The following is an 18,228-nucleotide window of genomic DNA, read 5'->3' as shown; positions in this document are numbered from 1 at the left end:
TCCTGCTAGCGCGGCGACGGCGCATGGGCGGCGCCGGTCTCGGCCTCGGGGGGTGCCGGCGGTGTGCCGAGCAGACGGCCGATGATGTCGTGGTCGGTCTCGCGGTGGGGCGAGCGCCAGCCCGGGCCGCTGAGCGCCGCCTGCATGGCGGACAGGAGCGGCGGGTGGACCTCTCCGGCGTCCCGTACCCGCTCGAACCACTCGGCCGGGGCCAGGACGTCGGACTGTGAGAGGCCGGCGTGGTGGAGCAGCTCGCCCAGCGTGTACGTGCGGTGGACGACGACCGCCGAGCGGGAGTCCGCGTCCCCGTCCAGGCCCCTGAGCAGGGTGTCGGTCAGCATGCCGACGTCGCAGACCGGCACGCAGCCGTCCAGGCGCGGCATCGCGCGCAGCCGGCGGGCGGTCTCGATCAGGCCGGTGAACCAGTCGTCCTTGAGGTAGCCGTGGTCCTCGGGCCGGTGGCCGTAGACCAGGCCCGGGCGGTAGTGGGAGACGACGCACCCCAGGCCGGCGAGGGTGTTCACGTACTCCTCGCTGATCAGCTTCGACCGCGAGTAGGGGTCGCCCACGGCCTGCAGCGCCGCCGCCGACAGGGGGACGAAGCGCTCCCCGGCCGAGGCGGCCGAGAGGAAGACGAAGGAACGGGCGCCGAGGGCGGCCGCGGCGCGGACGACCAGTGCCGTGTTGCGTACGCTGCCGCTCATCTGGCTGTCGAGCGGCAGCAGGTGGTTGACCTGGTAGCCGCAGTGCACCACGCCGTCGAGGGCGGGGCCGCGCCTCCGGTCCACCCACTGTTCCAGTTCCTCGTAGCCGATCGCCCGTACGCGGGTGTAGGCGGCGGTGTCCCGCCCGAACCGCGCGCGGTGCTCGGTCAGCACCCGGGCGGGGTCGCCGGTGCTGACGACCAGGACGGGGGGCCCGGTGGGCAGCAGCCGGTCCAGGACGTGCCCTCCGATGAAGCCGGAGGCGCCGGTGAGCAGCACGGCCGGGTCGCCGTCCTCGGGCCACGGCTCCGTCTCGCGCCGGGTCTCGCGGCGGAGGCCCGGCAACTCGGCGGCCAGTTCGGCCAGTTCCGCCTCCACCCGGCGCATGACCGCCTCGGCGGCGGACTCCTCCGGTGCGACGGACTCGCCGCGCAGGTGACGCAGGAAGGCGGCCGGCGAGAAGTCGTAGTCCATCGCGGCGAACGCGGCCTCGACGGCCTCCTCGCCGTACGTCTCGGAGAGCTTGACCTGTATCTGGATCATGGCGAGGGAGCTGCCGCCCGCGTCGAAGATCGACATGTCGGGGTCGATCTCGCGGCCCAGGACGGCGGCCACGGCACCGAGCACGTGCCGCAGTTCCGTCGCGTCCGCGGCCGGGGCGGCGGACGGTGCCGCGAGCCGCTCCCGCAGGGCGTTCCTGTCCACCTTTCCGCCGGCGGTCAGCGGCAACGTGCCGACCAGCACGACCCGGTCGGGCGCCTCCCAGACGGGCACCAGGCTCCTGATCCGGCCCATCAGGGTCTCCGCCGTGTCGTCGCCGGCGGCGGTCGTGGCCAGCACGATCGTGTCGTCCTGCCGTACGAGCGCCACCTCGCGGTTCAGGTGGCGGGAGAGGGTGGACTCGACGTGGGCGAGGTTGACCCGGTGGCCGAGCCGCTTGACCTGCTCGTCGATCCGTCCGATGTACGACAGTTCGCCGTCGTCGGTGAGGGTGACGAGGTCCCCTGTGGCGTAGGCGGGGGCGCCGTCGACCGTCCCGAACGCCTTGTTCTCGTCCGCGTGCCCGCCCGCGTAGCCGAGTGCCACACCGTCGCCGACGATGACGAGTTCGCCGGTTCCGGCCGTGGCGTGGTCGCCGGTGGCGGGGTCGCGTACGAAGGCCCGGAAGCCGTCGATGGGGGTGCCGATGGTCGGTGTGAACTCGGTCAGCTCGGTGACGGAGAAGCAGACGGTGGCCTCCGTCGGGCCGTAGGCGTTGAACACCCGGCTGTACCGGGCCGCCTTGTGGAACTCGCTCTCGCCCAGGGCCTCGCCGCAGAACTCGACCTTGCCGATGCGGCGGCGTGCCGCCTCGTCGAGCCGTGCGTAGACGGACGGCGAGAGCATGGCGAGGTCACAGCCGTGGGCGGCGAGGTGCCGCGAGACGGACCCCAGCCACGACGTCCGGTCCCCCACCGGTACGACGAGGGTCGCGCCCGCGTACAGGGTGCCGAGGATCTCGCTGATGGAGGCGTCGAAGGAGAGCGAGGCGAAGTGCAGGACCTCGTCGTCCGGTGTGATGTCGAGCAGCCGCCGCAGGGAGCGGCACAGGTTGAGCAGACCGCCGTGCCCGACGTCGACGAGCTTGGGCGCGCCGGTCGAGCCGGAGGTGAAGATGGAGTACGCGACGCGGGAGCGATGCCCGGCGGGCACGGCCGCTGCGGCGTCATCCGCCGGCACCGGGTCGGTGGGCAGGCCCACGTCGCCGGCGTGCAGGGCGCTGACTCCCGCCTCCCCGGCCCGTACGGACGTCTCACGGTCGAAGCAGACGACGAGCCCCGCGTCCGCCGCGCGGACGAACTCCCCGAACCGGTGGGCGGGCAGGCCGGGGTTCAGGGGGGTGTGGACGGCGTGGCTGCGCATCGCCGCGAGGGCCCAGACGACGGCCTCCGCCGTGTGTTCCCCGGCGACCAGGACCCGGCGGCCGGGGGCGCACTCACGGTCGATCAGGGCGGCGAGGGTGCTCGTGATCCGCCCGAGTTCCTCGTACGTCCAGGTGCGCCCGGAGGTGCGCAGCGCGGTGCGCCGGTGATGGCGCCGGAAGAGGTCAGTCAGCAGGTCCGAGAGTTCCACCGCTTGCTCCTATTCGCTGCTCGATCCGATCGAGGACGTCGGCCGCGGTCCGGGGGGAGAGGAATCCGCGCTTGTACTGCATCCGCAACAGCGGCGGGCCCGGCCAGGACCGGTCGGCGAGGAACTTGAGGTCCTCGAAGACACGCGCGCTGCGCACGGGGATCCAGCGCCACGAATTCGGCTCCGGGCGCATGAACGTGGTGTCGGAGACGACGATGCGGGGCATCCGGCCCCTCGTGAACGCCGTCGCGAAGGCGGTGAGGTCGGACATCGTGAACCGGCCGAGCGACTCGTGGGCCCGCCGGGTCTCCGCGAAGTACCCGGGGGTGTACTCGGCGGCCGACTCGGCCCGCACGACGAGCGGCTTGATCTCGACGTAGTAGCCGCCCTTCGTCGCGAACTCCCAGCGGGAGAAGGGGTACTGGAGCACCAGTCCCCCGCCGATGGTGGGCAGCAGGGCGGCGGTGACGGCGCTGAGCAGTTCGTCGAACGTGACGCCCTCGCGCAGCGGGAGCCATTCCTCCGCAGAGGCGGAGATCGTCGGGATGCCCTTGCGGCCCGGTACCGGCAGGTCGCCGAGGACCCGGGTGACGTGTGCCGGGTCGGCGGCCGGCAGGCCGGCGTACCGCTCGACGGTCTTCTCGTGGTGACGGTAGCGGGTGCCGATCCGGATCTGGGTCTCGCCGCGCAGGTGGGCCCTGATCTGCCGGAGCAGGTCGACCACGTCGGACAGGTCGACGATCAGATGGCTGAACTTGACGAAGACGACGTATTCGCCGTTCGCGTGGGGCCAGTACGCGAGGTGCACGGCCTCGTCGAGCCGCAGGGGGTGGGTGTTGTGGTACGCGGTGACCAGCTCCGCCAGCTCGTCGAGGCCGCCGTCGACCGGTCCCGGCTGCGGGGCGAGGGTGACGACCACGTCCTCCTCCGCCACGTCGACCAGGTGCGCGAGCGCCCGGGTGAGCCCGAGCCGGCGGACGAAGTCCCGCCACGCGCCGGGATCCTCGACCCGCCCGGGGTGGACGGCGCCGATGAACGCCGTGCAGGGGTTGACGTCGCAGTCGAGGCCGAGGTCGGCGAGGAAGCTGTAGATGTCGCGTACGGCGACGGCGGCGGGCCGCAGCCCGATGGGGGGCGTCGTCGCGCCGGTGCCGCCGGTCACCGGGCCACCGTCGTGCCCCAGTCGAACTCGACCTGGTCGAGGGCGTCCAGCTCCGCAAGCAGGCCGTGGATACCCGAGTGGTCCTGCACCAAATGGGTGCCGGTCTGGCTCTCACGCACCTCGGCGGCGGCCTTCTCCCAGCCCTGGACGCCCTCGAACGCGACGATGGTCTCCCAGGTGGTGAAGTCGGGGGCGACGAACGCTTCGAGGCCCGCGACGACCTTCTCCAGGAGGAAGCGGCGCCGGTCGGCCGGGAGCGCCTCGTACACCTGCTTCATCATCTCGCCGGAGATCGAGGCGTGGCAGTACTCGTCGCGGTTGTGCAGTCGCACCGTGGTGGAGTTGACGACCTGGATCTCCTGGTCGTCGGCCAGGAGGTCGAGGTAGGCGTTGATCGAGATCTCGGCGACCGTCGCGAAGCCCAGCGTGGTCAGGCTCCGCTCCCACTGCTCCTCGCACCGGTCCAGGTGTGCCTGGTGGATCGTGGTGATGTGCGAGTCCGGCAGCACCCGGTCGGAGAACTCGCGCCGGCGCATCCGCCGCGTCACCGCGCTGCCGTTGATGTGCATCAGCGTGTGGTACTGCTCGTCGACCATGGCCTGCGCGACGGCGAGCTCCAACTGCTGGCCGCCGAGCCCGGGGTACGCGCCGCCGATGACCAGCTCGAAGGCCGGGTTGGCGATCCGCTGCTCGATGAGCACCGTGTTCCGGTTGTAGGCCACCCAGCCCCAGCTCAGCAGCGTGGAGCGGGTCTCGTCGGGAAGGCGCTCCCAGATCGGATGGGACCGGAAGGGGATCATGTCCTCACGGAAGTCGGGGCGGCCGGGGTCGAACAGGGCGTAGACGTCGGGTTCCTCGCGCTTGACGGCCGCGCGCCGGTGCCAGTTCCCGACGAGCCGGTTGATGACCGCGTTCTCCGCCGGGTCGCTCGGGTCGAATGCCGGTAATCCGGCGATTTGAATGTGCCCGTCGTTGTGCGTGTGCTCGCGCATGGCCCACCCCTTCCTTCACTTCCCTTTGCAGGATCGCCCTTTCCGGGCCCGGCGGCTTCGAATTCTGTGGACATCGGCCGGAGCCCGCAAGGGTGTGCAGATCAGCGCCCTGTGCAACTGAAAGAACGGGACAGTTGCACACCCCCTGTCGCCGAGCCGCACGAACTGAACAACCTTGCGCGCTCCAGGGGCCCATGACATAAACGTCCTTGCCTGTTCTGTCCGCTCTGCTGAATGGAGGCCCGACTGTGACGGAGCGAATCCAGAACATCGTCGTGGCGGCGCTCGACGAGATAAACCGGACGCGCGAGGAGAAGATTCCCACCGACAATGTGCTCGACTTATGCCTCTACGGTGATTCCGGCGTCTTCGAGTCGATGTACCTGGTGGCCTTCCTCTCGCTGGTCGAGGAGAATCTCGAGGACGAATTCGGCGTGGAGGTGTCACTCACCTCCGAGAAGGCCGTGTCCCGCCGGGTGAGTCCGTTCAGCAGCGTCCGCAGGCTGATCGGCTTCATCGAGGAAGAGCTGGAACTCGTCGGCGCGCACGGTTAGCGCAGGTCACCCCTCTTATGATCCTCATGATCACCGGCACCCGGACCGGGATCGGCAAGGCCCTCGCGGAACACTTCCTGGAGGCCGGCCACGATGTCGTCGGGTGCAGCAGGAGGCCTGCGGCCATCGACCATCCGCGCTACCGTCACCATCAGGTGGATCTCGCGGACTTGGGTCAGTCCAGAAGGATGTTCCGGAGCGTCCGGCAGGAGTACGGGCGGCTCGACGCACTGGTCAACAATGCCGGCACCTCGTCGATGAACCACTTCATGACGACTCCGGACGAGGTTACCCGGAAGATCTTCGACATCAATTTCTTCGCCGTACTGAACTGCTGCCGAGAAGCGGTCAAACTGCTGCGGAAGACGAGCGAGCCCAGCTCGGCGATCCTGAATGTCTCCACGGTCGCGGTGCCGTGGGCCCTCGAAGGGCAGTTGGCCTATTCGGCCAGCAAGGGTGCCGTCGAGCAACTCGTCCGCGTGATGAGCAAGGAGCTGGCCGCCTTCGGCATCAGGGTCAACGGAATCGGCCTTCCGCCGGTCCACACCGTACTGACGAGAACCGTGCCCCGGCCGAAGATCGACGAACTGATAGAGCGTCAGGCGATATCCCGGCAGTGCACGATGGCCGACATCGTCGGCCCGGTCGAGTTCCTCATCGGCCGGCAATCCGGGTTCATCACGGGCGAGACGATTTTCCTTGGGGGTGTGCACTGAATGCGCGACGAACTTGTGCGGAGGTTCGAGGACTTCGGCACGCGGACGGCGCTCTTCGACCGGGGCACCGCGGTCTCGTACGCGGACCTCCTCGGCCGGATCCGCGACACGCGGGACCTGCTGGCGCGACACGGTGTGGCGCCGCGCGAAGCCGTGATCGTGCACGGCGACTACTCACCGGCCTCGGTGGCGGCCCTGTTCGCGCTCTTCCTCAACAGCAACGTCGTCGTACCGGTGGTGACCCTCACCGACAAGACCCTCGACACCCTCGTCGAGCACTGCCGGCCGAGCCACCTCATCCGGACCACCGACAACGGGATCGAGGTCCAGGCCCTCGGGCCGCCGGCCACGGGCACCGGGCCCGGTGCGGCCGCGGGCGCCGTCGGCGGCGCCGGCACCGGAGCCGTACACCGGCGGCTCGGCGACGAGGACGCCGCCGGGCTCGTCCTGCTCAGCAGCGGCAGCACCGGCGCCCCGAAGGTCATCCTCCACAGCCTCGACGCCCTCGTCGGCGAGAAACTGGGCAAGCGGGCCCGGCGCCGGGCGAACGCCCTGAACATCCTGATGGTCCTGATGTTCGATCACATCGGCGGTATCAACTCACTGCTCAGCACCCTCCTCGTCGGCGGCACCGCGGTGCTCCCCCACCACCGCACCCCCGACGAGATCTGTGCGCTGATCGAGCGGCACAAGATCCTCGTCCTGCCCACCAGCCCCACGTTCCTCAACCTGATCATGGTGGGCGACTACCACCGCACGTACGACCTCAGCAGTCTGCGCCTGATCACATACGGCACCGAGCCGATGTCCGAGGAGCTGCTCCAGCGGGTGAACCGCACCTTCCCGGGGGTGCGGCTGCTCCAGACCTTCGGAACGAGCGAGACCGGCATCGCCACCACCACGAGCGAATCGTCGAGCAGTACGTACTTCAGGATCTCCGACGCCGCCGTGGAGTACCGGATCGTCGACGGCGAACTCCAGCTCAGGAGCCGGACGCAGTTCCTCGGCTATCTGAACTACAAGGACGACGCTCTGACCGAGGACGGCTGGTTCAGGACCGGGGACCTGGTCGAGGAGGGAGCCGACGGCTACCTGCGGATCAAGGGCCGCGCCAAGGAGGTCATCAACGTCGGCGGCGAGAAACTCCTCCCGCTCGAACTCGAATCGGTCCTGCTGACCAGTCCGCTCGTCGAGGACTGCGTCGTGTACGGGAAGCCGAACGCCATCACGGGCCAGTCCGTGTGCGTCGACATCAAGCCGAAGGGCGAGCTGACCCGCCGGGCCCTCCGGGAGCACGTGGCGGAGTTCCTCGCCGACAAGGTCGAACCGTTCAAGGTGCCCTCGAAGATCAACGTGGTCGGCACGATCGCGATGTCGGACCGCCTGAAGAAGGTGCGGTCCCGGCCGGGCGCCGACGGGGAGTGAGGGTGCCCCCCCTCCCCGCGTCGCGAGCCCCGTCCACTCCATTCCGTCCCCGTCCCCGTCCCTCGTCCCAAGGAGAATGTGATGGCACGATCGAAGGTCGCAATCATCGGCGGAGGGCCGGCCGGCAGTGTCGCGGGCCTCACCCTGCACAAACTCGGCCACGACGTCACGATCTACGAGCGGTCCCGCTTCCCCCGGTACCGCATCGGTGAGTCCCTGCTCCCCGGCACGATGTCGATCCTCAACCGCCTCGGTCTCCAGGAGAAGATCGACGCGCAGAACTATGTGAAGAAGCCCTCGGCGACCTTCCTCTGGGGGCAGGACCAGGCCCCCTGGACCTTCTCGTTCGCGGCCCCCAAGGTCAGGCCCTGGGTCTTCGACCACGCGGTCCAGGTGAAGCGCGAGGAGTTCGACAAGCTCCTCCTCGACGAGGCCAGGAACCGCGGGATCACGGTGCACGAGGAGTCCCCGGTCACCGACGTGGACCTGTCCCGCCCCGACCGTGTGGTGCTCACGGTGCGCCGGGGCGGGGAGACCGTGACCGCCGAGAGCGACTTCGTCATCGACGCGGGCGGCTCCGGCGGTCCGCTCGCCCGCAAGCTCGGCGTACGCCGGTACGACGAGTTCTACCGGAACTTCGCGGTCTGGTCGTACTTCCGGCTGGAGGACCCGTTCCAGGGGGACCTGAAGGGCACGACGTACTCGATCACGTTCGAGGACGGCTGGGTCTGGATGATCCCCGTGAAGGACGACCTGTACAGCGTGGGACTGGTGGTGGACCGCTCCAAGGCCGCCGAGGTGCGGGAGCGGGGTGCCGACGAGTTCTTCCGGACCACCCTCACGAAGTGCGTCAAGGCCATGGACATCCTCGGTGGCGCGGAGCAGGTCGACGAGGTCCGTATCGTGCACGACTGGTCGTACGACACCGAAGTGTTCTCGGCGGACCGCTTCTTCCTCTGCGGCGACGCCGCCTGCTTCACCGATCCGCTGTTCTCCCAAGGTGTGCACCTGGCCTCGCAGTCGGCCGTCTCCGCCGCCGCGGCCATCGACCGCATCACCCGACACGGGGACGAGACGGACGAGGTGCACGCCTGGTACAACCGCACGTACCGCGAGGCCTACGAGCAGTACCACCAGTTCCTCGCTTCCTTCTACACCTTCGCCTCCTTCACGGAGCCCGACTCCGAGTTCTGGCGGAAGCGGCGGATCACCGAGTCCGACGACGAGCGCCTGACCCGCAAGAAGTGGTTCGAGAAGCTCGTCGACAACGGTCCGGAGGACTCCGGCGGAACCGTGGCGTCCTTCCGCGACCGGGCGTCCACGATGATCTCCATCGGCCGGCACCAGCGGCCCGAGCTGAGCGACGAGTTCAGCGAGGCCGAACTGAACGCGGCACGGGTGCGCTGGATCAGCGACCTCACCAAGCGGCTGAACAGCATCAGCCGGTTCCGGTGGACCGGCGGCAAGGCCGTCCTCAAGCCGTACTACGGGGTCGAGCCGACGGGCTTCCGGCTGGAGCGGCGTGAGGTGCTGGCCAACGAGGAGGAGCTCGACATGACCCAGTACCCGATGGACGAGGAGACCCGGCAGATCTTCCAGGATCTCGCCGAGGAGGAGTTCGGCTACCGGACCCTCGTCAAGCGCCTCGGTGCCGTCGGCAGGCAGGAGCTGAGCACCCAGATCGTCGTCCGGCTGATGGAGACGGGCCTCCTCACCGGCTACGACGACAACGGCGACAAGGTCGTCGTGCAGGGCCGGCTCCACTTCGGCGGCGTCGGCGTCGAGTACGAGGTGTGACCGCCGGCGCCCAGCAGGTCCGGCCGGCCGCGTGACGCGGTGACGGCCGCCGCCGGGTGACACCGTCCCTCCCTGCCCGTCCCCCACCGGGCGCGGCGGGACGGTGCCCCGGCGGCCCCCAACTCACCCCCTGACGCCCCGAAGGAGGCCGCCCGATGGAACACACGAAACTGCGGGACCTGGAGGTGTCCCGGATCGGCCTGGGGACCATGGGCATGTCCTTCGGCTATACGGGTTCGGGCACGGACGACGTGGAATCCGTCCGGGCCATACACCGGGCCCTGGAACTCGGTGTGACCTTCCTCGACACCGCCGAGATCTACGGGCCTTACACCAACGAGCGGCTCGTCGGCCGGGCGATCAAGGGCCGACGCGACCGGGTGGTGCTCGCCACGAAGTTCGGCCTGGTCTCCCACTCGGGTGGCGGTCCGGGGCGGTTGGACAGCGGTCCGGGGAACATCCGTACCGCCGTGGAGGGTTCGCTGCGCCGGCTCGGGACCGACTACATCGACCTCTACTACCAGCACCGTGTCGATCCGCACACCCCCATCGAGGACACCGTCGGCGCCCTCGCCGCGCTCGTCGCCGAAGGCAAGATCCGCCACATCGGCCTCTCCGAGGCCGGGCCCGCCACGATCCGCCGCGCCCACGCCGTCCACCCGGTCACCGCGCTCCAGTCCGAGTACTCGCTGTGGACCCGCGACCCCGAGGAGGCCGTGCTGCCGGTCCTGCGGGAGCTGGGCATCGGATTCGTGGCGTACTCGCCGCTCGGTCATGGCTTCCTCACGGGCACGGTCCGCTCGGCCGGGCACTTCGACGCCACCGACCTGCGGGCGGACAATCCCCGCTTCACCGAGGAGAACCTCCCGCGGAACCTGCGCCTCGCCGACGAGATCGAGGCCGTCGCCGCCGAGGCCGGCGCCACCCCGGCGCAGGTCGCCCTCGCCTGGCTGCTCGCCCGGGGAGACGATGTCGTGCCCATCCCCGGCACCCGGCGGGTCTCCCGCGTCGAGGAGAACACGGCGGCCACCGACGTCCGGCTGACGCCCGGGCAGCTCACCCGGCTCGACGCCCTCCCGCCCGCCGCGGGCGAGCACCACACGGAGGAGCAGATGCGGATGATGGACCGCTGAGGGGCTGGACCGGTCAGCCGCCCTCGGCGCGCGGGATGACGCGGAAGTCGAACGGAACGGTGCCGGCGTCCAACGCGGTCACGCCGCCGTCCACGGTCAGCGCGGCACCGTTGACGAAGGACGCGGCCGGTGACAGCAGCCAGGTGATGGCCTCGGCGACCTCGCGGGGTTCTCCGGGACGCCGTGCGGGCAGCAGCCGGGTCGCCTCCTCGTACGCCGCCCCGGCCCCGCCGGCGCCCAGCCCGGCCTCCTCGGCGAAGCGGGCCATACGACGGTCGGCCATCTCCGTGCGCACCCAACTGGGGCAGACGGTGTTCGCCCGAAGACCGCGAGGGCCGTAGTCGACCGCCAGTGAGCGGCACAACTGGAGCAGCCCCGCCTTGGACGTGGCGTAGGCCGCGTTGCCCACCCCGTTGCGCAGCGCCGAGACAGAGGCGACCGCGACGACGGATCCCCGGGCTTCCAGGAGGTGCGGCAGCGCCGCCCGCATCACCAGAAAGGGCCCCGTGAGATTGGTCCGCAGGACGGTGTCCCAGTCCTCGTCGGACAGCTCTCCCACTCCCCCGCTGCGTCCCGTCCCCGCGTTGACGACCAGACCGTCGAGCCGGCCGTATCGTTCCACCGCGGCTTCGACGAGGTGCCGGACGGCGTCCGGGTCCGTGGTGTCGGCCGGACAGGGGAAGGCTCCGGTCTCCTCGGCGACGCGGTGCAGCGGATCCGGCCGTCGCCCGGAGATCACGACCTCGTGTCCGGCCGACCGCAGCAGCCGAGCCGTGGCTTCGCCGATGCCCGTTCCTCCGCCGGTGACGAGCACAACTCGGCTCTCAGGCATGGACGTTCGGCCTCCCGTCTCTTCCGGATCCGTATCGCGATCCTACGTCGCGCGGGGAAGCCGCCGGTCAGGGGGTCGCGGTGGAGACGACGTACACGCGCGGGGCCGCGGGGTCGCTGAGGTCGACGGTGATGTCCTGGCTGGGGCGCGGGTCCTTCTGGCGGTGCGTGGTGGCGGACCAGTCGCGGCCGGCCGGGAACTTCCAGCCGACGGTGCGGGCGTCGCGTTCGCTGATGGTGACATCCTCGGCGTCGAGTGCGGCGCGGCTCGTCCCGACGTCGTTCAGGAAGTCGTCCAGCCCCGTGCCGCTGGTGGTGAACTCGACGTACAGCCTGCTGGACTTCCAGTTGCTCGTCTCGAAGTAGGCCACCTCGGTGGAACCGGCCGGGATCGGCACCTCGAAGACGCGGCGCTTCATCTTGGAGGGCCAGCTCTCCCGGAGGCCGGTGACGGAGGACTCGGCCTCCTTGTCGCGGCCGCTGGCGCGGCTCTGCTGGGCGGAGATCACCAGGTAGCCGGCCGGGATGCCGATGAGCAGCACGATGACGACGGCGGTCAGGATGCGGCGGCGGATCATGCGCCGCCGCTCCTCCGGGGACGCGGGCTGGTTCAGCACGGACATCACTGACATGACTACGGTTCCTGGGGGGTTCGGGTACTGCCTCCGTTGCGGAGGGCCTGGGCGTACCGCTCGTAGCGCTCGTAGCGCTCCAGGCGGCGGCGGTTGGCGCGGCGGAAGCGGCGGGCGACCAGCCGGGCGAGGTCGGCGGCGCCGACCATGCCGGCCTCGGGGCCGAGCTGGGCCTTGGCGATCCGGGCCTCGGGGCGGTAGCCGCGGCCGGTGAGGTGGCGGCGGAAGGCGTCCCGGGCGGGGCCGATGAGCAGGTCGTCGGCGGCGCTGACGCCACCGCCGATGACGAAGCAGGACGGGTCGAGGGCGGCGGCCAGGTTGGCGATGCCGACGCCGAGCCACTGGCCGATGTCCTGGAACAGCTCGATGCACATCGCGTCGCCCTCGCGGGCGAGCTCGGTGATCAGCGGGCCGGTGATGTCGGGTACGGAGCCCTTGACGCGCTCGATGATGTTGTACGCGACCGGCGAGTCGGCCGCCGCCAGCTCGCGGGCCTCCCGGACGAGGGCGTTGCCGGAGCTGTACTGCTCCCAGCAGCCGCGGTTGCCGCACGGGCATCGGTGGCCGCCGGGCACCACCTGCATGTGGCCGAACTCGCCGGCGACGCCGTACTTGCCGCGCTTGACCTGGCCGCCCTCCAGGATCGCGCCGCCGATGCCGGTGCCGAGCGTGATCATGACCAGGTGGTCCTCGCCGCGGCCGGCGCCGAAGCGCCACTCGGCCCAGGCGGCGGTGTTGGCGTCGTTGTCGACCATGACGGGGACGGCGAGCCGGGCCTGGAGGGAGTCGCGCAGCGGCTCGTTGCGCCAGGCCAGGTGCGGGGCGAACAGGACGCGGCTGCGGTCGGCGTCGACCCAGCCGGCGGCGCCGATGCCCACGGCGTGCACGTCGTGCCGGTCGGAGAGGTCCAGCACCAGCTCGGTGATGGTGTCCTCGACGACCTTGGCGCTCTTGGACTTGTCCGGCGTCTCGGTCTTGATCTGCTCCAGGATCCGGCCGTCGGCGTCGACGACGCCCGCCATCACCTTCGTACCGCCGATGTCGATGCCGACGGTCGGGACGCGGGGCGCGGTCAGGTGCGAGCGGCGCTCGCGGGCCGAGACGTTGCGCAGGACGGTGGCGCGGGCGGAGCCGCGGTGGGCGGGATCGCGGTACGTGCTCACGTGTCCTGTCGTCCCTTGTGGGGGGTGGGGCCGGGCGGTGCGTGGGGGGCCGACCGGCGGCGGACGGCGCCCGCCGCTCCCGATTCTGCCAGGTACGCGGCCGGGGGCGGCGGTGCGCCGGGGTCAGGGAGCCGGGTCGGGAGGGACCTCGTGGCCGCCGACGTGGGCGGGGGCGGGGGCCCGCTCCAGCTCGTGGCGGAGGTCTTCCAGCTCGCTGCCGCCCGCCATCTGGCGGGTGAGTTCGTCGAGCGTGACGGAGTCCTTGGTGTGGCTCGCCGACATCACGCCGCGCTTCAGCAGCACGAACCGGTCACCGACCAGATACGCGTGGTGCGGGTTGTGCGTGATCAACACCACGCCGAGCCCGGCGTCACGGGCGGCCGCCACGTATTTGAGGACCACGCCGGACTGCTTGACGCCGAGCGCCGCCGTCGGCTCGTCGAGCACGAGCACCTTGGCGCCGAAGTACACCGCGCGGGCGATCGCCACGCACTGGCGCTCACCGCCCGACAGGGTGCCGATCGGCTGGTCGACGTCGCGCAGGTCGATGCCCATGCGCAGCAGCTCGGCGCGGGTCGTCTCGCGCATGAGGCCGACGTCGAGGCGCTTGAAGGGGCCGGCGCCCTTGGTGGGCTCGGAGCCGAGGAAGAAGTTCCGCCAGACCGGCATGAGCGGCACGACGGCCAGGTCCTGGTAGACGGTGGCGATGCCCCGGTCCAGGGCCTCGCGCGGGGAGGAGAGGGAGGTCTCCTCGCCCTCGATGCGGAAGGTGCCGCCGTCGTGGGCGTGCAGACCAGCGATGATCTTGATGAGGGTGGACTTGCCGGCGCCGTTGTCGCCCAGGACGCAGGTGATCTCGCCCGCGCGGACCTCCAGGGAGACGCCTTCGAGGGCGCGGATGTTGCCGTAGTACTTGCTGACGTCGTCCAGCTCCACCAGAGGGGTGCTCATGTCGTTGCCTCCGCGCGCTTGCGGACCCAGGCGTTGAGCAGGGTCGCGAGTAGGAGCATCGCCCCGAGGAAGAACTTGAACCAGTCCGGGTTCCACTCGGCGTACACGATGCCCTTGCTGGTCATGCCGAAGATGAACGCGCCGACCGCCGAGCCGATGGCGGAGCCGTATCCGCCGGTGATCAGGCAGCCGCCGATCACGGCCGCGATGATGTAGATCAGCTCGCTGCCGACGCCCTCGCCGGACTGGACGACGTCGAACGAGAACAGCAGGTGCTGTCCCGACACCCAGGCGCAGAACGCCACGCCCATGTAGAGGCCGATCTTCGTCGTACGGACCGGGACGCCCACCGCGCGGGCCGCGTCGGCGCCGCCGCCCACCGCGAAGATCCAGTTGCCGAAGCGGGTGCGCAGCAGGATCCAGGTGGCGAGGGCCACCAGGGCGAACCACCACAGGATGGTCACCTTGATGTCGATGCCGCCCAGCGAGAACTGGGAGGCGAACAGTGCCCGGGCGGAGGCGAAGCCCTCCATGTCGGCGATGGTCTTGGTCGACACGGTGCCGCTGATCAGCTTGGTCAGGCCCAGGTTGAGGCCGGTCAGCATCAGGAACGTACCGAGCGTGATGATGAAGCTCGGCAGTTTGGTGCGGGTGAGCATCACGCCGTTGAAGACGCCGACGGCGAGCGTGACCAGGAGCGATACGCCGACGCCGACCCAGACGTTGGCGGTCATCTGGAAACTGAACATCGACGAGACGAGCGCCGAGCTGGTCACCAGCACACCGGCCGACAGGTCGAACTCGCCGCCGATCATCAGCAGCGCGACGGGGACGGCCATGATGCCGATCGTCGAGGCGGCGTAGAGGACCGTGCCGAAGCTGGAGGCCCTCAGGAAGCTGTCGGCGACGATGGCGAAGAAGAGGAAGACGGCGACGGCTCCCACGACGGAGCCGAGCTCGGGGCGGCCCAGCAGCTTGCGCAGCGGTGAGGTGCGCAGCAGGCGCTCGTCGGCGGGGGCGCCGTCCTTCACGGGTGGTGCGGTCGCGGTCATCGGGTTCCTCGCTCCGTGAATTCCGCCAGCGCGGCGGCGTCCTTCTCGGTGATGATCTGCGGCCCGGTGAGGACGGGCCTGCCGCCGCCGAGCACGTCGGCGTTGTACCGGTAGAGCCACAGCAGGTCGACGGCCTCGTACCCCTGGAGGTAGGGCTGCTGGTCGACGGCGAAGCCGAGCTGCTTGGCCTTGAGGCCGGCGGCGACCTTGGCGTTCAGGTCGAAGGTGTCGACCTCGGCGTCGGACCCGGCGGTCTTCTTCGCCTGGACGGCGGCGTCGGCGAACGGCGCGCCGAGGGTGACGACGGCGTCGATGGAGGGGTCGGTCTGGAGCTTGGCCTCGATGGAGGCCTGGACGTCGGGCATGTTGGTGCCGTCGACGTACAGGTTCTGGAGGTCGCCGCCGAAGGTCTTCTTCACCCCGGCGCAGCGCTGCTCGTGGCCGACGTTGCCCTGTTCGTGCAGGACGCACAGGGCCTTCTTGCGGCCGCGCTCGTCGAGCTCGTCGCCGACGGCCTCGCCGGCGATGGTCTCGTCCTGCCCGATGTGGGTGAGGGCGCCGAACGCCTTGGACTGTTCGGAGCCGGAGTTGACGGTGATGACGGGGATGCCGGCCTTGACGGCCCTGGCGACGGACGCCTTCATGGCGTCGGGCTTGGCGAGGGTGACGATCAGGCCGTCGACCTTCTTGTCGATGTAGGAGTCGACGAGCTGGGCCTGCTGCTGTCCCTCGTCGCTGTGGGCGTAGAGGAAGTTGATGTTGTCCTTGACGGCGGCCTGCTTGGCGCCGTTCTGGACGATGTCCCAGAAGGTGTCGCCGTCCCCGGAGTGGGTGACCATGGCGATGGTCCACTTCGGGGTGTTCACGGCTGCCCGGCCTTCGGCGGCGGCCGCCTTGCGGGCGTCCTCGGCGCGCTTGCCGCCGGTGGCGCTGCATCCGGCGGCGGCTCCCGCGAGGGACACTCCGAGGACCGTCGCCAGCACCGCGCGCAGCGCGCGTACTCCTGTCCGAACCCTTGCCACGACGCCGTGCCCCTCTTGCTGCTGTGCTTGCTGTGCTTGCTGTCGTACGACTGGCCAAGTATGGGTCATGGTGATGTGCCCGGATTTCATCGGGTACCGCGGGCGGTCAGTTCCTCCAGTACCGGTACGTCCTTCTCGGTGACGAGGGCCGGGCCGGTGAGGACCGGCTTGCCGCCGCCGATGACGTTGAGGTTGTCCTTGTGGAGCCAGAGCTCGTCGACGGCGAGGTAGCCCTGGAGGTAGGGCTGCTGGTCGACGGCGAAGCCGATCTGCTTGGCCTTGAGCTGGGCGACGACGGCCGCGTTGAGGTCGAAGGTGTCGATCTCGGCGCCGGAGCCCGCGCTCTGCTTGGCCTTGACCGAGGCGGCGGCGAAGGGCGCGCCGAGGGTGACGACGGCGTCGATGTCCTTGGCGCTCTGGAGCTTGGCCTCGATGGAGGAGGTCGCGGCGGGCATGTTGGTGCCCTCGACGTTGAGGTTCTCGACGGTGCCCTTGAAGGTCTTCTTCACCCCGGCGCAGCGCTCTTCGAGGGAAACGTTTCCCTGCTCGTGGATGACGCAGAGTGCCTTCTTCTTGCCGCGTGCGGTCAGCTCGGTGCCGACGGCCTCGCCGGCCACGGCCTCGTCCTGGCCGATGTGGCTGATCGCACCGAAGGCCTGGGAGTGCTGCCCGCCGGAGTTGATGGTCACGACCGGGATGCCCGCGGCGACGGCCTTGGCGACGGAAGCCTTGACCGCTTCGGGCTTGGCGAGGGTGACGATCAGGCCGTCGACCTTCTTCGCCACGTACGAGTCGATGAGGGCGGCCTGTTCCTTGCCCTCCTTGTTGGCGGCGTAGAGGAACTCGACGTTGTCCTTGGCGGCGGCGACCTTGGCACCGCTCTGGACGATGTCCCAGAAGGTGTCGCCCTCGCCGGAGTGGGTGACCATCGCGATGGTCATGCGCGCGGTGGCGGCGGGCTTGCCGCCACCGGAGGTGTTCGTGGGCTTGTTCTCGGATTCCTTGCCGCCCGAGCTGCTGCATCCGACGGCGGTGACGGTGAGTGCGACTGCGGTCAGCAGGGCCGCTGCCGCCGTGCGGGTGGTTCGCATCGTGTGTCCGCCTTGTCTCCCCGGCGCCGCCCGATTGCGGCTGGGTGAGTTTCTACGGGGGCGGGGCGGGCCCGTCAATACTTTGTCCGAACATTCTTACGCGACGGCCTACGGCGGCCTCACGGCCGGACGAGGAGCTGGAACTCGAAGGCGTACCGCGACGCGCGGTAGATGTGCGACCCGAACTCCACCGCCCGGCCCGTGTCGTCGAAGGTGGTCCGCTCCATCGTCAGCAGCGGGGCGCCCTCCGCCTCGGTGAGCAGCTCCGCCTCCGCGCCCGTCGCGGCCCGCGCCCCGACCGACTGGCGGGCGCTGTGCAGGGTGATGCCGGCGCCGCGCATCATCCGGTAGAGACCGGTGTCCTCCAGCAGCCCGGTGTCCACGTCGAGCAGGCCGAGCGGCAGGTGGTTGCGCAGCCGGGCCATGGGCTCGTTGTGCGCGAACCGCAGCCGCTCCACGAACCGGACGTCGGTGCCCTCCGGTACGCCGAGGGCGGCGGCGACCTCGGCGGACGCGGGCTCGACGCGGTTGGCCAGCACGGTGGTGGCCGGGCGCTGGCCGGCCGCCTCCAGGTCGTCATACAGGCTGCTGAGCTCCAGCGGGCGCTTGACCTGGCTGTGCACGACCTGGGTGCCGACGCCGCGGCGGCGCACCAGCAGCCCCTTGTCGACCAGCGCCTGGATGGCCTGGCGGACGGTCGGCCTGGACAGGCCGAGCCGGCCCGCCAGCTCGATCTCGTTGCCGAGGAGGCTGCCCGGCGTGAGCGTCCCGCGCTCGATGGCCGCCTCCAACTGCTGGGAGAGCTGGAAGTAGAGCGGGACCGGACTGGTGCGGTCCACGCTCAGCGGCAGCCGCACGACGGGGCCGGACTCTTCTCTGGCTGCTCGGGTC

At 70.2% G+C, this 18,228-nt stretch carries 16 protein-coding genes; 5 read left to right on the top strand and 11 right to left on the bottom strand.

Annotated features, from left to right (window positions below):
- Window positions 1-5: 5 nt before the first annotated feature.
- Genes AB0J57_RS27205 through AB0J57_RS27195 form a run of 3 tightly spaced genes read right to left on the bottom strand, consistent with a single transcriptional unit; the run spans window position 6 to window position 4,970 of the window.
- On the bottom strand, window positions 6-2,816 hold the full coding sequence (locus tag AB0J57_RS27205; protein ID WP_366130920.1) for an AMP-binding protein: 2,811 nt from the start codon (window positions 2,814-2,816) through the stop codon (window positions 6-8).
- Window positions 2,791-3,978 carry a hypothetical protein gene (locus AB0J57_RS27200; protein ID WP_366130919.1) on the bottom strand — a complete coding sequence of 396 codons (1,188 nt, stop codon included), beginning with the start codon at window positions 3,976-3,978 and terminating at the stop codon, window positions 2,791-2,793. Before AB0J57_RS27200 ends, AB0J57_RS27205 begins: the two co-directional genes overlap by 26 nt.
- On the bottom strand, window positions 3,975-4,970 hold the full coding sequence (locus tag AB0J57_RS27195) for a diiron oxygenase (protein WP_366130918.1): 996 nt from the start codon (window positions 4,968-4,970) through the stop codon (window positions 3,975-3,977). The genes AB0J57_RS27200 and AB0J57_RS27195 overlap by 4 nt, the downstream gene beginning before the upstream one ends.
- Before the next feature lie 248 nt (window positions 4,971-5,218).
- Between AB0J57_RS27195 and AB0J57_RS27190 the strand changes: the two genes are divergently transcribed.
- The 5 genes from AB0J57_RS27190 to AB0J57_RS27170 all read left to right on the top strand — a co-directional run bounded on the left by AB0J57_RS27190 (window position 5,219) and on the right by AB0J57_RS27170 (window position 10,595).
- Window positions 5,219-5,524, top strand: coding sequence for a hypothetical protein (locus AB0J57_RS27190; protein WP_366130917.1), 306 nt, complete (start codon window positions 5,219-5,221; stop codon window positions 5,522-5,524).
- A 26-nt stretch (window positions 5,525-5,550) separates the two neighbouring features.
- Window positions 5,551-6,240 carry an SDR family oxidoreductase gene (locus AB0J57_RS27185; protein WP_366130916.1) on the top strand — a complete coding sequence of 230 codons (690 nt, stop codon included), beginning with the start codon at window positions 5,551-5,553 and terminating at the stop codon, window positions 6,238-6,240.
- Window positions 6,241-7,665, top strand: a complete 1,425-nt coding sequence (locus AB0J57_RS27180; protein WP_366130915.1) for a fatty acid--CoA ligase family protein — start codon at window positions 6,241-6,243, stop codon at window positions 7,663-7,665.
- A gap of 81 nt (window positions 7,666-7,746) precedes the next feature.
- Window positions 7,747-9,462 (top strand): chloramphenicol-biosynthetic FADH2-dependent halogenase CmlS, encoded by a 1,716-nt coding sequence (gene cmlS, locus AB0J57_RS27175; protein WP_366130914.1) that lies wholly within the window; start codon window positions 7,747-7,749, stop codon window positions 9,460-9,462.
- A gap of 155 nt (window positions 9,463-9,617) precedes the next feature.
- Window positions 9,618-10,595, top strand: a complete 978-nt coding sequence (locus AB0J57_RS27170) for an aldo/keto reductase (protein ID WP_366130913.1) — start codon at window positions 9,618-9,620, stop codon at window positions 10,593-10,595.
- A gap of 13 nt (window positions 10,596-10,608) precedes the next feature.
- On the opposite strand, the gene AB0J57_RS27165 is transcribed toward AB0J57_RS27170, so the two are convergent.
- The 8 genes from AB0J57_RS27165 to AB0J57_RS27130 form a co-directional block, all read right to left on the bottom strand.
- Entirely contained in the window at window positions 10,609-11,427 is an 819-nt protein-coding gene (locus tag AB0J57_RS27165) for an SDR family oxidoreductase (RefSeq protein ID WP_366130912.1), read from the bottom strand.
- Between the two features lie 67 nt (window positions 11,428-11,494).
- On the bottom strand, window positions 11,495-12,049 hold the full coding sequence (locus AB0J57_RS27160; RefSeq protein WP_366131081.1) for a hypothetical protein: 555 nt from the start codon (window positions 12,047-12,049) through the stop codon (window positions 11,495-11,497).
- A gap of 11 nt (window positions 12,050-12,060) precedes the next feature.
- Window positions 12,061-13,221, bottom strand: a complete 1,161-nt coding sequence (locus AB0J57_RS27155) for an ROK family glucokinase (protein ID WP_366130911.1) — start codon at window positions 13,219-13,221, stop codon at window positions 12,061-12,063.
- Window positions 13,222-13,344: 123 nt separating this feature from the next.
- On the bottom strand, window positions 13,345-14,172 hold the full coding sequence (locus AB0J57_RS27150; RefSeq protein ID WP_366130910.1) for an ATP-binding cassette domain-containing protein: 828 nt from the start codon (window positions 14,170-14,172) through the stop codon (window positions 13,345-13,347).
- A complete protein-coding gene (locus tag AB0J57_RS27145) occupies window positions 14,169-15,224 on the bottom strand; it encodes an ABC transporter permease (RefSeq protein ID WP_366130909.1) in 1,056 nt (351 codons plus the stop codon). The genes AB0J57_RS27150 and AB0J57_RS27145 overlap by 4 nt, the downstream gene beginning before the upstream one ends.
- Complete coding sequence (locus tag AB0J57_RS27140; protein ID WP_366130908.1) at window positions 15,221-16,246, bottom strand: sugar ABC transporter substrate-binding protein; 1,026 nt, start codon at window positions 16,244-16,246, stop codon at window positions 15,221-15,223. The genes AB0J57_RS27145 and AB0J57_RS27140 overlap by 4 nt, the downstream gene beginning before the upstream one ends.
- 86 nt (window positions 16,247-16,332) lie before the next feature.
- The gene (locus tag AB0J57_RS27135; RefSeq protein ID WP_366130907.1) at window positions 16,333-17,337 is read right to left on the bottom strand and encodes a substrate-binding domain-containing protein; all 1,005 of its coding nucleotides are present in this window, start codon (window positions 17,335-17,337) and stop codon (window positions 16,333-16,335) included.
- Window positions 17,338-17,456: 119 nt separating this feature from the next.
- Entirely contained in the window at window positions 17,457-18,176 is a 720-nt protein-coding gene (locus AB0J57_RS27130) for a GntR family transcriptional regulator (protein WP_366131080.1), read from the bottom strand.
- Window positions 18,177-18,228 lie beyond the last annotated feature (52 nt).

The organism is Streptomyces sp. NPDC049837, from assembly GCF_040674455.1.
GTDB lineage: Bacteria > Actinomycetota > Actinomycetes > Streptomycetales > Streptomycetaceae > Streptomyces.
This window is presented reverse-complemented; position numbering and strand designations above follow the sequence as displayed.

Bases quoted from the DNA above. Each gene is read 5' to 3' on its own strand.
- AB0J57_RS27195 (WP_366130918.1), bottom strand. From the start codon at position 4,970: ATGCGCGAGCACACGCACAACGACGGGCACATTCAAATCGCCGGATTA.
- AB0J57_RS27185 (WP_366130916.1), top strand. From the start codon at position 5,551: ATGATCACCGGCACCCGGACCGGGATCGGCAAGGCCCTCGCGGAACAC.
- AB0J57_RS27180 (WP_366130915.1), top strand. From the start codon at position 6,241: ATGCGCGACGAACTTGTGCGGAGGTTCGAGGACTTCGGCACGCGGACG.
- cmlS (WP_366130914.1), top strand. From the start codon at position 7,747: ATGGCACGATCGAAGGTCGCAATCATCGGCGGAGGGCCGGCCGGCAGT.
- AB0J57_RS27170 (WP_366130913.1), top strand. From the start codon at position 9,618: ATGGAACACACGAAACTGCGGGACCTGGAGGTGTCCCGGATCGGCCTG.
- AB0J57_RS27165 (WP_366130912.1), bottom strand. From the start codon at position 11,427: ATGCCTGAGAGCCGAGTTGTGCTCGTCACCGGCGGAGGAACGGGCATC.
- AB0J57_RS27160 (WP_366131081.1), bottom strand. From the start codon at position 12,049: ATGTCCGTGCTGAACCAGCCCGCGTCCCCGGAGGAGCGGCGGCGCATG.
- AB0J57_RS27150 (WP_366130910.1), bottom strand. From the start codon at position 14,172: ATGAGCACCCCTCTGGTGGAGCTGGACGACGTCAGCAAGTACTACGGC.
- AB0J57_RS27145 (WP_366130909.1), bottom strand. From the start codon at position 15,224: ATGACCGCGACCGCACCACCCGTGAAGGACGGCGCCCCCGCCGACGAG.
- AB0J57_RS27135 (WP_366130907.1), bottom strand. From the start codon at position 17,337: ATGCGAACCACCCGCACGGCGGCAGCGGCCCTGCTGACCGCAGTCGCA.